The 14399-nt window shown below is 60.9% G+C and carries 13 protein-coding genes and 1 pseudogene; 3 read left to right on the forward strand and 11 right to left on the reverse strand.

Annotation, left to right across the window (positions count from 1 at the left end; genetic code table 11):
- The first annotated feature begins 317 nt into the window (after positions 1-317).
- The 3 genes and pseudogenes from FJD34_RS00515 to FJD34_RS00525 all read left to right on the forward strand — a co-directional run bounded on the left by FJD34_RS00515 (position 318) and on the right by FJD34_RS00525 (position 5220).
- Positions 318-2420 (forward strand): PTS sugar transporter subunit IIC/EAL domain-containing protein, encoded by a 2103-nt coding sequence (locus tag FJD34_RS00515; RefSeq protein WP_090291242.1) that lies wholly within the window; start codon positions 318-320, stop codon positions 2418-2420.
- 728 nt (positions 2421-3148) lie between these two features.
- Positions 3149-3658: an alkane oxidation protein activator PraB gene (praB, locus tag FJD34_RS00520; protein WP_082445623.1), complete on the forward strand. Its 510-nt coding sequence runs from the start codon at positions 3149-3151 to the stop codon at positions 3656-3658.
- A gap of 100 nt (positions 3659-3758) precedes the next feature.
- Positions 3759-5220: pseudogene (locus FJD34_RS00525) on the forward strand (outer membrane protein transport protein).
- A 44-nt stretch (positions 5221-5264) separates the two neighbouring features.
- Here the strand turns inward: FJD34_RS00525 and FJD34_RS00530 are convergent.
- The 11 genes from FJD34_RS00530 to FJD34_RS00585 all read right to left on the reverse strand — a co-directional run bounded on the left by FJD34_RS00530 (position 5265) and on the right by FJD34_RS00585 (position 14347).
- A complete protein-coding gene (locus FJD34_RS00530; RefSeq protein ID WP_090291241.1) occupies positions 5265-6725 on the reverse strand; it encodes a cytochrome D1 domain-containing protein in 1461 nt (486 codons plus the stop codon).
- Positions 6722-7555: a uroporphyrinogen-III C-methyltransferase gene (cobA, locus tag FJD34_RS00535; RefSeq protein ID WP_032861305.1), complete on the reverse strand. Its 834-nt coding sequence runs from the start codon at positions 7553-7555 to the stop codon at positions 6722-6724. The genes FJD34_RS00530 and cobA overlap by 4 nt, the downstream gene beginning before the upstream one ends.
- A gap of 67 nt (positions 7556-7622) precedes the next feature.
- Positions 7623-8801, reverse strand: coding sequence for a heme d1 biosynthesis radical SAM protein NirJ (gene nirJ / locus FJD34_RS00540; RefSeq protein WP_090291240.1), 1179 nt, complete (start codon positions 8799-8801; stop codon positions 7623-7625).
- A 96-nt stretch (positions 8802-8897) separates the two neighbouring features.
- Positions 8898-9431 carry a siroheme decarboxylase subunit beta gene (gene ahbB / locus FJD34_RS00550; RefSeq protein WP_090291239.1) on the reverse strand — a complete coding sequence of 178 codons (534 nt, stop codon included), beginning with the start codon at positions 9429-9431 and terminating at the stop codon, positions 8898-8900.
- Positions 9406-9849 carry an Lrp/AsnC family transcriptional regulator gene (locus FJD34_RS00555; RefSeq protein WP_090291238.1) on the reverse strand — a complete coding sequence of 148 codons (444 nt, stop codon included), beginning with the start codon at positions 9847-9849 and terminating at the stop codon, positions 9406-9408. Before FJD34_RS00555 ends, ahbB (FJD34_RS00550) begins: the two co-directional genes overlap by 26 nt.
- On the reverse strand, positions 9842-10357 hold the full coding sequence (gene ahbB, locus FJD34_RS00560) for a siroheme decarboxylase subunit beta (protein ID WP_032861298.1): 516 nt from the start codon (positions 10355-10357) through the stop codon (positions 9842-9844). The genes FJD34_RS00555 and ahbB (FJD34_RS00560) overlap by 8 nt, the downstream gene beginning before the upstream one ends.
- Positions 10354-10812 carry an Lrp/AsnC family transcriptional regulator gene (locus FJD34_RS00565; protein ID WP_032861297.1) on the reverse strand — a complete coding sequence of 153 codons (459 nt, stop codon included), beginning with the start codon at positions 10810-10812 and terminating at the stop codon, positions 10354-10356. The genes ahbB (FJD34_RS00560) and FJD34_RS00565 overlap by 4 nt, the downstream gene beginning before the upstream one ends.
- A gap of 1 nt (position 10813) precedes the next feature.
- Positions 10814-11986 carry a cytochrome D1 domain-containing protein gene (locus tag FJD34_RS00570; protein WP_090291237.1) on the reverse strand — a complete coding sequence of 391 codons (1173 nt, stop codon included), beginning with the start codon at positions 11984-11986 and terminating at the stop codon, positions 10814-10816.
- Positions 11983-12309 carry a c-type cytochrome gene (locus FJD34_RS00575; RefSeq protein ID WP_029291245.1) on the reverse strand — a complete coding sequence of 109 codons (327 nt, stop codon included), beginning with the start codon at positions 12307-12309 and terminating at the stop codon, positions 11983-11985. Before FJD34_RS00575 ends, FJD34_RS00570 begins: the two co-directional genes overlap by 4 nt.
- 16 nt (positions 12310-12325) lie before the next feature.
- A complete protein-coding gene (locus tag FJD34_RS00580) occupies positions 12326-12640 on the reverse strand; it encodes a c-type cytochrome (protein ID WP_032861294.1) in 315 nt (104 codons plus the stop codon).
- Positions 12641-12664: 24 nt separating this feature from the next.
- Positions 12665-14347 carry a nitrite reductase gene (locus tag FJD34_RS00585; RefSeq protein ID WP_090291236.1) on the reverse strand — a complete coding sequence of 561 codons (1683 nt, stop codon included), beginning with the start codon at positions 14345-14347 and terminating at the stop codon, positions 12665-12667.
- Positions 14348-14399: the final 52 nt, after the last annotated feature.

Genomic DNA, 14399 nt, shown 5'->3' on the forward strand with positions numbered 1-14399 from the left:
ACGGTGGTCTGCGAATCTACCGGCCTGTGGGTTGGTAGACCTGTCCAGCTCATGACCTTTGTGGGTCGCTGTTGGTTCCGAAAACCAGCGGTTCGCCCCTGGGCAGTACAACCCTGACGCGCGCTATTGTTTCAAAAAGTGCAGGATACTACACCCTCGCCAACGTATCTGCGGGTACTTTAAGGCGATTTATCGCGGTCCGGCGGGGCAAAAACCTTTCACTCTCTGAGCCTGGGCGTGTAGCGTTAACCCCTGTTGAAGGCCGCCCCTCCGGTGCGACGGCCAAGGGCCAGGAAACGCGGGGCAGGGAGACAATCATGGCGCAAACGCTGTTCAAGCTCTTCTTCACCCAGCGCCTGGCTGCCCTGGCAAGCACAGAGTCGTTGCGGGCCATCCGTGAAGGCCTGTTATGGATCTTGCCGTGCCTGCTGGTCTCGGCAGGTTTTCTGCTGTTGTCCGAATGCGCTCGGGTCCTGAATTTTCCGTCGCCGCTTGTGGCATTCCTGGCGGGTCTGCATGCCAAGATCAGTTCTGTCATCCCGTTGCTGGTAGCAGCCTCCATCGGCTATATGCTGGCGATCCAGCACCGATTGCCACAGCTGCCAGTGGCCTTCCTGTGCCTGGCGCACGTGGTCATTGCCACTTTTGTCCTGCGGGACTATCCACGTGCGTCGGCGACCTTTGTGTTGTTTATTGCCATCGCTTCGCCGCTGATCAATGTCCCGGCGATTGCCAGGTTGCATCGGTATCGCTGGACCCGCCTGGTCAACGAAGACCTGGTGGGGCACAACCTCAAGGGCACCATCAACATGGTCGTGCCGGGGGCAATCACCGCACTGCTGCTGGTGGTGACGTTGTCTCTGCTGTTGCAGGTTCCTCATGTGGTGCAGTTCCAGGGGCCTGATATGCTCGATGCGCTTCAGTCGCCTTATGGCAGCGGGGTGTTTGTCACGGCGATCAATTCGCTGCTGTGGTTTTTTGGCATTCATGGCGTGTATGCGATCCAGCCGCTGTTTGACGCATTGGACCAGGCGGTGGTACTCAACGGTGCGGCGCTGGCGGCGGGAGAGCCCATTCAATACGTGTTGAATGCCGGCCTGCTGGGGTGCTTTGCCTTTATTGGTGGGTCTGGCGGTTCCCTGTGTCTGTTGCTGGCGATTCTGCTGTTTTCCAAGAGCCAGTCCATGCGTTTGCTGGCGGTGGCCAGCCTGCCGCTGTCGTTGTTCAACGTCAGCGAGGTGTTGTTGTTCGGCTTGCCGATCATCCTCAATCCGCGCCTGTTTATTCCCTTTTTAGCCGTCCCGGTGATCAACACTCTGCTGGCGTTGATCGTGGTGCAGGCTGGCTGGGTCTCGCCGGCGGTCGCCAGTGTGCCCTTTACCGCGCCGGTGCTGCTCAATGCCTACCTGAGTACCCAGGGGGATTTGGCGGCGGTGGCGTTGCAACTGGTGCTGCTGGGGTTGGGGACGCTGATCTATGCACCCTATGTCCGTGCAATCCACCGGCAGGCCGTGGAGGGCGGTACGGTTTACCTCAAGTCTTTCGACACGACCTTTCGCGGGCTTGAGGAAAAAGGCCGTCTGCTGGAAATGGATCCGGTGCTGACGTCGCACAAGGCGCTGGTACGACAGGCTCTTGAGTTGAGCAGGATCCAGCAGATCAGCGACTACGAGTTCTACCTGGAATTTCAGCCCCAGGTGTCCTCCTTGACTGGCTTGTGCACGGGTTGCGAGGCGCTGATGCGGGCACGGGATGGAGAAGGCAAAGTGCACTCGCCATGGGAGTTCCTCCAGTGGCTGGCTCAAGCCCGGTTGATGCCGGACGTAGACTTGTGGGTTGCCTCCCAGGCCGTGCGCCAATACCAGAAATGGCAGAAAACCGGCTTTGCACTGCCAATCACCATCAATGTCTCCAGCGCCACCCTGACGACCCCGGCGTATGGCAGGCAACTGGTGCAGATCCTGTCCCAGGCCAACGGTCATGTGTCGGTGGAGATCACCGAGGATGCGCTGGTGGGTGATATCCAGGTGACGCGGCAGATGATCGAAAAGCTGCAGGCCATTGGTGCCAAGGTGTACATCGACGACTTCGGCACCGGGTTTTCTGCGTTGAGTTACTTGCACCAGTTCCCGGTGGACTTCATCAAGATCGACCGCAGTTTTGTGGTTGCCCAGCAAGACCCCAAGGGGGCGCAGGTATTGACCGGCATGCTGCGCTTTTGTGAAGCGCTGAACCTGGGGGTCGTGGTGGAGGGCGTGGAAACGGCTGAGCAATTGGCGTTTCTTCAGTCGGGCCGGGGACACTCGGGGGCAGAACTGATCATTCAGGGTTGGTATTTCAGTAAAGCGTTGCCCGGTGACGCGGTGCAAGGGTTTGTTCGTGAGCGAGCGGTCAAAGTGAATGATGAGGCGGGTGCTTAGCCACTTCTATAATGACATCGTATTGTTCCTACAGATAAGTCCTTCAAATAATTCCGCTATATATTGAGCCTCTACTTCCCATGTGCTGGCGCTGCTGCTGGAGTAGCTCAGTATTTCTAATTGTTTATATTTTCTGCGGGTATAAAGCTGTTACGTAGGATTTCTCGCAAATAAATAATGTTCTCTGGCGCAATTGGTGTTTTCAGGTAGATTGTTTAATACAGATTGTGAAGAAAAAGACTTTGGTTGCGGGGGTATGCGTGTGGTTGTTTTGCCTGCGTTGATCAAAGCGCCATTACGCAGTGAGTTTCTTAGTGCGTGCTTGGAAGTTTACTCAATATGGATGCTGTTCTATGTCCATGCTTAATTATGAATAGCGTCAGCGTATAGATAATCAAGTTTGGCACTATTGCTTGAAGAATCTTCAGTCAATGCCGACCCAGTAGGAAGCCCGGAAATATTAGGCGGGCTGCGTTATCAGTATCACCTGGCTTGATCTAAATGTTGTAGGGAGTTCGGAGTCTATGTGGCTCGCAGACCTTTATTGCCTGAGATTTGTCTGTTCGGACTTTTGTAAGTTCAATAAGTCTATCGGGTAGATAGGCGGGTTAATGCGGTTAATTGAGTTGATATTTGGCTTGAGAGGGAGGTGTCGCAACTTTGTTGTGAACTTCTGTTGAAGGCCATTGCCCTGGCGAAATAGTTCGCCATACATGTGAGGAAAAATAATGAAAAGTTTGAAAGCCCTCGTTTGTGTAAGTTCATTTGCTCTGTTGTTCGGTGCGGCTTCCATGGCCAGCGCCGTGTCGATTACCCCGGAAGGTCCGTTTACCACTGAGGCAGGCACCATTGTTGTAACGTCGCCATCTTCGGCTGGGGTTCCCATTACCTGTGGCATCACTTTCGGCGGCAATGTCTCCGCAGGCGTAGCCACCATCACTTCGGCAACACTTACCGGCGGTGGCCTGTGTAATTTGCCGAAGCTGAAAAACGTTCCGGCTCCGGGGTGGGTGCTGACTGCGACCAGCTTTAACGCGAGCACCGGAATCGGCAACGGCACCGTGTCAAATGTGGGCTGGACGGTGGCTTTCCCACCCTCCAACTGCGGCGCGGGTACCGTCAGTGGCGAGTGGAACCAGGCGACTCGCACCCTGACCGGTAAAAACCAGCCGCTGTCCGGCAACTGTGCCGTCCAATCCCTGACCGTCAAAGTACCGAACCTGAGCGTGGTGCCTTGAGCTGTCCCGCTCCCTAGTGCAAAGGGCTGATCACCCATGAAAGACAGGTGCCTCACTAGAGGTACCTGTTGGGCTGGGTAACAATGAGACGGAGTGGAGCATGAGACACAACAAGCAGCAGGCCCTGGCATTCCTTGCCCTGGCGGTGTTGGGTGGGCTGACGGTCGTGGCCTGCCCAGTCCAGGCCGGCGGGTTCATGACGCCGACCGCCAATACCGCAGGCTGGGGCCGGGCGTTCGGTGGTGGTTCGATGTTCAAGAACGATCCGTCGGCGGCCTTCAACAACCCGGCGGCCATGGCCTTTATCGACAAGAGCGTTTCGCAGTTCACCCTCAACTACGCCAATATCGACATCAAGTACAAAGGTGCTGCGTATGACTACGCAGGCAATCCCGCGTCCAGTACGGTCCTCGATCCAGACACCGGCCTCCCTACCTCGACACCCCGCACGGGTGGCTGTGGTCAGGGCGGGTTTGAGGCATGGGCACCAACGGGCTTCATGGTTACGCCGATCAACGATCGCTTGGCCTTCGGCCTGAGCCAGGTGGTGCCCATGGGCGCCCGCACGACATGGGATGAGGACTGGAAAGGCCGTGACTTTGCGGTAGACACTAAAGTTGAAACCGTGGGCCTGACCGGCTCGCTGTCGTTCAAAGTCAATGATCAGTTTTCCATTGGTGGTGGTGCCATTGTGCAGCACACCAAAGGCTTCGTGAGCCAGAACGTTGACCTGTATGCCGCCGCCGCACAGTCGCCGGACCTGGGCTACATTCCATTTCCCGCAGGCCAGGGTTTGGCCTTGATGCGGGTCAAGGTCGACAACACCTCCCTGGGCTGGTTTGCCGGCATGGCCTGGAAACCGACGTTGCAAGACACCTTCGGCCTGAACTACCACGCCAAAATCAACAACAAGCTGGAGGGTAAATACAATATCCACGCCGATACACTTTCCAGAGACCTGATGACCACCCCGGTGTTCGATGACCACCCCGGTGTTCGATGGCAAGACCCTGGTCGAACTGGCCTACCCCGACCTGCACCTGTATCCCGGCGGTGCAAATGCCTCGGCGCAGATGGATATCCCGGCCAATGCGTCCCTGGACTGGGTACACCAGTTCTCTGACCGCTTGACCCTGGGCCTGAGTGCTACGTGGACCCAATGGTCATCGTTCAAGGCGCTGACCTTGAAGTCGGATGGCAGCACCCTGGTATCGATTCCCTATAACTACAAGAACACCTGGATGTACTCCCTCGGCGGTGACTACAAGCTCACGGATGACTTGACCGTGCGCACGGGGGTGGCCTTTGACCAGACGCCAACCCCCAACTCCACCCGTGACCCGCGGATCCCGGATGGTGATCGGGTATTTGCGTCCCTGGGCTTTGGCTACAACATCCGGGCGATTCCAGGCTTGAGTATCGACGGCGCCTATTCGCGACAGTTTGTGGAAACCGTCAAGCTCAAGACCAAGAACATTGATCGTCTTGGCGCAGCATCGCTGGAGGGTAAAACCGAGATCAAGGGAGAAGTGATCAGTCTGGGTGCGACCTACGCCTTCTGATCGATCCCTGCATTGATGAGATCCTCTGTGGGAGCGGGCTTGCATCAATGCGAAGTCCCCTCCGCAAACTCGATCTTATTCCCCACGTTGTACTTACCCGAAGGCTTGTTCATAGGAATGCGCTTGACCTCCTGCAACGTCTGGCTGTCATAGACGATCAACGCACCTTCGCGATCCCAAATGCTCAACAGCAGATAGCGCCCATCCCGGGTGAACTCCACGTGCGCCGCCGTTTTGCCCGGCATGGGCCGCAGCGTATGGGCGATCTCCAGGGTCTGCTTGTCGATCAAGTGGATCGCGTCATTGTCCGGGCCAAAAAACACATCACTCCACACATAGCGCGAGTTGCTGTGGCTGCGCATAAAGAACCCCGGCCCGAGGGTAGGGATCTGTTTGATCAGCTTCCAGGTCTTGAGGTCGAGTACCGAAATTTGCCCCTTGCTGATATTCGGCGTGGCAAACACCCACTGCCCGTTGCGTTGCCAGTAAGTCCCCGAACCCAGGTGGGGCATGCCCGCCAGCGCGATGTTGGTGACCACCTGCCCGGAATCGAGGTCGATCACTTGCCCGCCGCCGGCCTTGCGCGAGGTGGCGAGCAGTTGGCGGTAGTCGGGGGAAAAGGAAAAGTCATCCAGCACATCCTGGGCCTGGATGCGCCGGGGCTCGAAGTTCGGGAGGGCTGGCGCGTAGGACAACTCCCAGACCTCATTCACATCCTTGAGGGCGACGATAAAACTCTGGCGCGGCGGCGCCGTATACACCGCGCTGACCCGCGAGCCCGTAGGCAGGGTCTTGACCAGCGACAGGTCGCGCGCATCCAGCACCACCAGGTTGCCCGGCAGGTAATTGCCCACCAACACCCAGCGCCCGTCCTTGCTCACCGCCAGGTTGCGGGTATTGAGGCCGGCGCGGATCTCGGCGATCAGCTTGAGGTTGTGCAGGTCGTACAGGCTGATCCAGCCGTCGCGCGAAGCAAAGTACACAAAGCGCCCGTCCGGGGAAAACTTCGGCCCGCCGTGTACGGCAAAGTGCGAGGCAAAGCGATCGAGCACTTCAAAGCGATCACCGTCGAGAATGTCGATGTGATGGTCGCCGGACTCCACCACCACAAACAGGTTCAGCGGGTCGGCACGATGTTGTGGGGTGCTGGGCAGTTGACTGAGGTCGGCTAACTGGCGGTGGCTGCTGCGCATATCCTGCTCGTTCCAGGTCGCGGGCGTGGCGGGCGGCTGTTGCAGGAAACTCACCAGGCCGTCGATCTGTTGCGCTGTCAGCAGCGGAGCGAATGCGGCCATCTGGCTGGCCGGGCGGCCTTGTTCGATCACCTGGCGAATCTCGGCCGGCTTGATCCGCCCCAGGCTCTCGGGCAACAACGCCGGGCCGCTGCTGCCGACCCGGTTGATGCCGTGACAGCTTTGGCAATGCTGCTGGTAATCGGCGGCGGCATCCGGTGCGCCGTGGGCCGCGCTGGCCCACAACAGCGGCAGCAGCCACAGGCGTTTCATACCGCCACCCTGGACACTGACAAGTGACCGGGGGCGAGGCTGGCGGGGTAGTGCAGGGCCGCATCGGCAAACAGATCGACCACATGCCCGATCACCGTCAAGGTCGGCACACCGGGCTCGCACATCAAGGCCAGGGCGGGCAGCAGGCGCAGGGTGCCGCGATGCACCTGCTGGTCGGTGCGGGCGCCATTGCAGATCAACGCCGCCGGGGTGTCTGCGGGTAGGCCGGCATCGATCAGGCGTTCGGCGATCATCGCCAGGTTCGACAGGCCCATGTAGAACACCAGGGTCTGGCTGCTGTCGGCGAGGCTGTCCCACGGCAACTTCAATTCGCCGTCGCGCTGCAAATGCCCGGTGACGAAGCGACACGAGTTGACCAGGTCACGGTGGGTCAGCGGGATACCCGCATAGGCACTGCAGCCGGAGGCCGCCGTGATGCCCGGTACCACCTGGCACGACACACCTTGCGCCAGCAGGTATTCCAGCTCTTCGGCACCGCGGCCAAAGACGAATGGATCGCCGCCTTTGAGCCGCACCACCCGCTGCCCCTGTTGGGCCAGTGCAGCCAGCAACTCGTTGATCTGATCCTGAGGCAGGCTGTGATAACCGCTGGCCTTGCCCACGTAATGCCGGGCACAGGTCAGTGGGATCAGGGTCAGCAATTCAGCGCTGATCAGGCGGTCGAACACCACGGCATCGGCCTGCATCAGCAGGCTCCAGGCGCGCAGGGTCAATAGTCGTGGGTCACCGGGGCCGGCGCCAACCAAGGCGACTTCGCCGGGGTGGAAAGGGCTGTGCAGCACCGAGGGTAACGCGTGGGATGAGTGCATGAGACTTCCTTGGTTCATCATCAGGTTGGCGGCCCCCGGTTGTTTCACCAGGTGACCGGCCGGTGGTTCAGCGTGCCGAGCAAGGAATCAAAGTGGGCGGCGAATGGGCGATTTCTGCGTCGCTGAGGTAACAACCGGGGTCCGGGCCCCAGAGGTCGCCGCCGGCCCAGGCGCGGGTGCGCGTGTTGCCGTTGCAGATGCCCAGCCAGTGGCACTCGGTGCAACGGCCACCGATTTCGCGTGGGTGTTGGCGCAGGCGCAGTAGCAGTGGATCGGGGCGCTCTAGCCAGATTTCGCGAAACGAGGTGCGGCGCACATTGCCCACCGAGTGTTGCCACCAGTACGTGTCCGGGTGTACTTCGCCGGTGTTGTCGATATTGGCGATGCCGCTGCCCGAGGCATTGCCGCCCCAGGCATGCAGCAGGTGTTCGAGTTGCGGGTAGTGTTCCGGCAAGTGCTGGTGCACCCATTGCAGCAACAACACGGCGTCGGCGTCGTTGTTGCCGCTGACAAAATCGCTGGGTACGCCGTTCTGGATGTCGCTCCAGGCCTGCTGGAAAATCATCAGCATGGCGTCGCGGCTCATCTGCTGATGGGCGTCCAGTTGCCGGCTGCGCTTGCCGCGTCCGCTGTAGTTGAGGTGTGAGAGGTAGAACTTCTGCACATCGTATTCACGCATTAAAGCCAGCAGTTGCGGTAGCTGTGCATGGTTTTCCTGGGTCAGGGTGGTGCGCAGGCCCACGCGGATCCCTGCCTGGCGGCACAGCCTGATGGCATGCATCGAGCGCTCGAAACTGCCCTCGCTCTGGCGGAAGGCATCGTGGGTCGCCTTCAAGCCATCGATACTGATGCCCACATAGTCAAAACGTGCGGCGGCGATCTGCTGGATATTGCCTTCATCAATCAGCGTGCCATTGCTCGACAGCGCCACGAAAAAGCCCTTGGCGCGGGCATAGGCGCTGAGTTGGAACAGGTCTTCGCGCAGCAGTGGCTCGCCGCCCGAGAGGATCAACACCTTGACCCCGGCCTCGTGCAGATCATCAATCACCTTCAGCGCTGCCTCGGTGTCCAGTTCATCGCGGAACACACTGTCGGCGCTGGTGGCATAGCAGTGCTTGCAGGTCAGGTTGCAGCGGCGCAGCAGGTTCCAGATCACCACCGGCGCGCGCGGGCTGCCCGGTTTGGCGCTGCGCGGTGGTGGGCATTGGCCGGCCAGGGTGCGCAGGTAATGACTGATCCTAAGCATAAGATGTTCCTTGTTGTAGGCGCGAGCTTGTCTCCGGGCGGCGTTCCGACGAAAAACGCCCCGGCGACACGTTCATCCAGGATGCCCGCGTTATCGTTAACGATCTTCGCTGGCAAGCCAGCTCCTACAGGAGCGAGGAGGGGCCAAGCGCAGGCCGGTTTTTTTCAGGATGCGACTGCTCACCAGCATCTCGTCCGCCCGGCTGGCATCGCCCAGCAAGAAACGCAGGTGTTCACGGTAACTGTCGATTTCTTCACGACTGCGGCCATGCACCATGGCGAACAGGTTGTAGGGCCAATCCCCGCGCCGGGGCCGGCGATAGCAGTGGCTGACAAATGGCTGGGCGCCGATCAGCTCACCCAGGCGCGGCATCTGTTCATCGCACACATCCCACACGGTCATGCCGTTGTGGCGGTAGCCCAGGCGATAGTGATTGGGCACGGCGGCGATCCGGCGGATCGCGCCTTCGCCCTGTAAGCGCTTGAGCAGGTCGAGGGTGGATTCGACGCTGATGCCCAGTTGTTCGGCGAGCCAGGTCCAGGGATCTTCAACCAGGGGCAGGCCGGCCTCGGTCAAATGAATCAAGCGCTGGGCCAGGGTCTCGTCAAGCCGGGAAGTACAGACCGACATGGTAGGTTTGCTCCTTGGGCAGGTTAAGCACCTCAAGCCCGGTAATGGTGTGGATATGCGACAGGGTCTGGTCGAGGTCCTCGCCGGTAGCGCAGGCCAGGACAAACCACATGTTCCAGTGATGCTCGCGTCGGTAGTTGTGGGCCACTTGCGGCAGATCGTTGAGTTGCGCTGCCACCTGTTCAAAGCGTGATTCGGGCACTGCCAGGGCGGCCAGGGTGAACGCGCCGCCCAGGCGCTCGATATCGAACATCGGCCCGAAGCGCGTGAGCACGCCGTCTTCGAGCAGCAGGTGCAGGCGGTCGAGCAGCTCGTCGGGCGTGCTGTGCAGCTCGCCAGCCACCGCCTGCCATGGGTGACGCACCAGAGGCAGGCCGCGTTGCAGGCGGTTGATCAACTGCCGGTCGAGTTCATCCATGGGCCCATACCTGTGACGGCGGCGGCGCAAAACGTCCGCCGCATTGCTTGAACATGCGTGTGCTGAATAGCAGGTGGTGGGGCAGGTCGCTGAGCAGATGCTGCTCCAGCAGCGCCTGGATCTGCGCCTGTACCGCTTCGCGCTCACGGCCGTGAACCATGCAGAACAGGTTGTAGCGCCAGTGCGGCAGGCGCCGTGGCCGCTGATAGCAGAGCGTGACCCCCGGGGCGCGGCCCAGGCGCTGGCCGACTTCATCGATCAGTGCGTCGGGCACATCCAGCACCAGCATCGCATTGGCGACAAAACCCAGGGCGCGGTGGTTGAGCACCAGGCCCACGCGGCGAAACAGGCCTTGCTCCTGCCACTGTTGCATCTGTTGCAACACCTGCAGGTGATGGGCGCCGATCTGCTCTGCGAGGTTTTCATAGGGGCGCGAAACGAGCGGCAGCCCGCGCTCCAGGCACTGGCGCAGGTCGAGCAATTGTTCATGGTTCAGCGGGGCGATCACGGATGGACTCCCAGGGCAAAACCCAGGTCAATGCGGTAAGCGGTGAGCATCGGCAGGTCCAGGGGGATCAGGCCGGTGTCCTTCTCCAACTCGTCGAGAATCTGTTCCAGATGGCGACGATTGGGCCCGGTCAGCACAAACCACAGGTTGTAGTGATGCTCGCGGGCGTAGTTGTGATTGACCTCGGGGTAGCGGCTGATGCGCGCCGCCACCTGCTCCAGACGTTCGGCGGGCACCGCCAGGGCGGCGAGGGTACTGGCGCCGGCACGGCAGTGATCGAACACCGGCCCGATCCGCGACAGCGCCCCCGCCAGTTCCAGGCGTTGCAGGCAGGCCATCAGCTCGCGCTCGCTGCAACCCAGGTCTTGCGCCATTTCCACATAAGGCTCGGCGCACAGTGGCATGCCGTGTTGATAGCGGTCGATCAGGCGTGCGGTCAGTTCATCAAGTTCCATCTCAGTACCCCATTTTTTGTGCGCGGTTGCTGAAGAAGATGCCGCTGGGGCTGTCGGCCGGCAGGGTCTTGAGCAAGGTCAGGCGATAAGGGTCCCAGACCTGCACCTGCTGGCCGTCGCGAACCGACAACCACAGCTGCTCACCGCGCCCGGTGAATTCCATGTGCAGCACACCGGGGCCGGGGCGCAGGTCGGCGACCACCCGGTGGGTTTCACTGTCGAGTACCTGCACCCGGTCGTTGTCCGGGTAGGCAAAGTTGACCCACAACTGGCGCCCGTCAGGCCGTGCGGTGACAAAAATCGGTTGGCCGGCCACGGTGATGGCAGCGGTCTGTTGCCAGGTGCGCGCGTCCATCACCAGCACCTGGTGGCGGCCCACGGCGGGCACGAAGGCCTGGTTGTCAGCCACGGCCCAGCCTTCCAGGTGCGGCATCTTGTACACCGGCAGTTTTTCCTGGCCGCGCCCGTAGTCGGCGAGCACGCGCTTGACCCCATGCTCGGGGTGCCACAGGTCGAGCTGGGCCATGCCATCCTCGCCAAACAGACCGGCCATGTAGTAGCGGCCATCGGCAGTGATCAAGGCGTCATAGGGCTGGCGGCCAATGCCGGTGAAGCGGGTGATGGCCGGGGTATTGCCCTGGCTGAAATCAGCGCTCCAGATCTCGTCGGTATCGAACAGGCTGAACACAAAGCGCTGCCCCGGCGCATCCACCAGTCCCACCACCCGCGAGCGCTTGCCATTGGCCAGGGGCGTGGCCGGGATGTCCGCCACTTGGCGCAGGGTCACGGCGTCGAACACCTTGACCCCGCCGGGCTGGTAGTTGGACACGGCAATCAAGCGCCCATCCTGGCTGATCGCACCGCCGATGCTATTGCCGCCCTGGATCAGGCGTTTGTCGATGCGCTGGGTCAGCAGGTCAACCTTGGTCAGCCCGCCGTCACGGCCAAACAGATAGGCGTAGCGCTGGTCGCGGGAAAACACCGCCGAGGCATGGGACAAGTCACCCAGTCCCTCGACCCGGCCCAGCCGGGCCTGATGGCTGCTGTCGATAATCAGCAGGCTGCCGGTGGCACGTTCCACCACCAGGCCCAGGTCGCCGGTACCCCGTAACGGTAGTTGGGCACAAGCCGTGAGCAACAGGCTGGCAATACAGGCAAGCAGGGGACGGATCATGGCGCAGGGGTTCCTTGCAGGAGGCGGTCCACCAGCCAGGCAATCTCGCCGGCATTGAGCAATGGCGCCCAGCCAGGCATCGCCAGGGCAGGGCGGCCATACGTCACGGTGGCAATCAGGGTGTCGCGGGTCTGCCCGGCCAGGGCTTGCGGGGTCAGCGCCGGTCCCAGGCCGCCGGTCAGGTGCAGGCCGTGGCAGGCCCCGCAGTCCTGGGTCAGCAGGTGTTCCAGCTGGACCTGGCGTGCAGGCGCCGGTGCTCCATGCACCGGCGCAGGAATGAGGAAAAGCAGCGCCATGGCCGAACCGATCATCGAGACTTGCATGGCGTGCTCCTTGTGCTTATTTGAGGCTCAACACCCATTGGGCGAGGGTCAGGGCTTGTGCATCGGTGACTTGGTTTGGCGGCATCGGGATCGGTCCCCAGTTACCCTGGGTGCCGTTCTTGATGTGGTCGGCCAGAGTCTTGTCTGCGTCCTTGACCCCGGCGTTCTTCGCTGCGACTTCCTTGAGCGCCGGCCCCACCATCTTGCTGTCGATGGTGTGGCAGGCGGCGCAGGGTTTGCTCTTGAACAGCGCCGCGCCGTCGTCGGCGATTGCGCTGGACAGGCTCAATGCCGAGCCCAGGGCGATCAGTGCGAGCAGGATATTTTTCATTCGGTTGCCTCTTGTTGATGAAGCTCAATAAATGTCGAATTGGGTGTTGTAGACATTGAACTTGCCGGTCGGGGTAATCAGGCGCTTGTCCTTGATCACGTTCTTGAGCTTGAGGGTCTTGTCATCGACCACCACCAGCGCGGATTCCTCTTCCTGGCCGTTCCACACCGAGAACCACACTTCATCGCCGGCCTTGTTGTATTCCGGCTGCACCACGCGCAGGGCGCCTTGCTTGATGCCCGACCACTGGGCAATCGGCAGCACGGTGTAGCCGGCGTCGAGCTTGTCGATGTTGAACACGGCTACCGACTGGCTGAGCTTGGTGTCGGGGTTGAGGGTGGTGTCGACGTACAGGTGCCGCGAGTTGGGGTGGGTCTTGATAAACAGCGAGCCACCGCCCTGGCCGTTGAGCGATTCCACTTGCTTCCAGGCGTACTGCGGATGCTTGACCGGGTCGGTGCCAATCACCGAAATACCGCCGTCACCCAAGTGACTGGTGGCCCACACCGGACCGTATTGCGGGTGTACAAAGTTGGCGCCACGGCCGGGGTGCGGGGTTTTGCCCACATCCACCAAGGCGGTGAGCTTGCGCTCCTTGGAGTCGATTACCGCGACCTTGTTGGAGTTGTTCGCTGCCGTCATGAAATAACGGTGGGTGCTGTCCCAGCCACCGTCATGCAGGAACGGTGCGGCGTCGATGGTGGTGATGGTGAGGTTCTTGATGTCCTGGTAGTTGACCAGCATGACCTTGCCGGTTTCCTTGACGTTGACGATGAACTCTGGCCATTCGTGGGAAGCAATGATCGCCGCCACACGCGGCTCCGGGTGGTACTCCTGCTTGTCCACGGTCATGCCACGGGTGGACACGATCTGCTTGGGCTCCAGGGTTTCGCCGTCCATGATGGTGAACTGCGGCGGCCAGTAGGAACCGGCGATCGCGTACTTGTCTTCATAGCCCTTGAACTTGGAGGTCTCGACCGAGCGGGCCTCGATGCCCACCTTGATCTCGGCGACTTTGGTCGGCTCGGCGGGCCACAGGTCGATCATGTCGATCTTGGCGTCACGGCCGATCACCAGCAGGTAGCGGCCCGAAGCGGAAATCCGCGAGATATGCACGGCGTAGCCGGTGTCGATGAGCTTGACGATTTTCTTGCTGTCGCCGTCGATCAGGGCGATTTTGCCGTCGTCACGCAGGGTGACGGAGAACAGGTTTTCCAGGTTGAGCGTGTTCAGTTGCTTCTTCGGACGGTCTTCGGGCTTGACCAGTACCTTCCAGGTCTTGAGGGTCTCGGCCATGCCCCATTCCGGCGGCGTTGGCGCAGTGTGCTGGATGAAGGTCGCTATGCTGGTGATCTGCGCCTTGGTCAGCGCATTGGAGGTGCCCCAGTTTGGCATGCCGGCGGGGGAGCCATAGGTGATCAAGGCCTCCAGATACGCCTGGCCCCGGGCCTGGGTGATGTCCGGGGTCAGCGGCTTGCCGGTGGCGCCCTTGCGCAACACACCGTGGCAACCGGCACAGCGCTCAAAGTAGATCTGCTTCGAGGCATCGAACTCGGCTTGGCTCAAGTCGGGCGCGCCGGGGCTCTTGACCATGGCTGTAGCCGGTGCGGGTGCAGCCGCGAAGGCCTGGGTTGAGAGGGCCAGGGCCAGCGCGCAGCTGAGCCTGGCCAGCGTCAGTACGAAGGGTGTTTTGTTGCGAGTCAGCATTCCATATCTCCTCAGGCAAGACCTTTGCGATCCGGGTAGAGCGCAGGTTCTT

This window comes from Pseudomonas brenneri (genome assembly GCF_007858285.1).
GTDB lineage: Bacteria > Pseudomonadota > Gammaproteobacteria > Pseudomonadales > Pseudomonadaceae > Aquipseudomonas > Aquipseudomonas brenneri.

Coding starts and splice junctions, on each gene's coding strand:
- FJD34_RS00515 (WP_090291242.1), top strand. CDS start 318: ATGGCGCAAACGCTGTTCAAGCTCTTCTTCACCCAGCGCCTGGCTGCC.
- praB (WP_082445623.1), top strand. CDS start 3,149: ATGAAAAGTTTGAAAGCCCTCGTTTGTGTAAGTTCATTTGCTCTGTTG.
- FJD34_RS00530 (WP_090291241.1), bottom strand. CDS start 6,725: ATGAAACGCCTGTGGCTGCTGCCGCTGTTGTGGGCCAGCGCGGCCCAC.
- cobA (WP_032861305.1), bottom strand. CDS start 7,555: ATGCACTCATCCCACGCGTTACCCTCGGTGCTGCACAGCCCTTTCCAC.
- nirJ (WP_090291240.1), bottom strand. CDS start 8,801: ATGCTTAGGATCAGTCATTACCTGCGCACCCTGGCCGGCCAATGCCCA.
- ahbB (WP_090291239.1), bottom strand. CDS start 9,431: ATGTCGGTCTGTACTTCCCGGCTTGACGAGACCCTGGCCCAGCGCTTG.
- FJD34_RS00555 (WP_090291238.1), bottom strand. CDS start 9,849: ATGGATGAACTCGACCGGCAGTTGATCAACCGCCTGCAACGCGGCCTG.
- FJD34_RS00565 (WP_032861297.1), bottom strand. CDS start 10,812: ATGGAACTTGATGAACTGACCGCACGCCTGATCGACCGCTATCAACAC.
- FJD34_RS00570 (WP_090291237.1), bottom strand. CDS start 11,986: ATGATCCGTCCCCTGCTTGCCTGTATTGCCAGCCTGTTGCTCACGGCT.
- FJD34_RS00575 (WP_029291245.1), bottom strand. CDS start 12,309: ATGCAAGTCTCGATGATCGGTTCGGCCATGGCGCTGCTTTTCCTCATT.
- FJD34_RS00580 (WP_032861294.1), bottom strand. CDS start 12,640: ATGAAAAATATCCTGCTCGCACTGATCGCCCTGGGCTCGGCATTGAGC.
- FJD34_RS00585 (WP_090291236.1), bottom strand. CDS start 14,347: ATGCTGACTCGCAACAAAACACCCTTCGTACTGACGCTGGCCAGGCTC.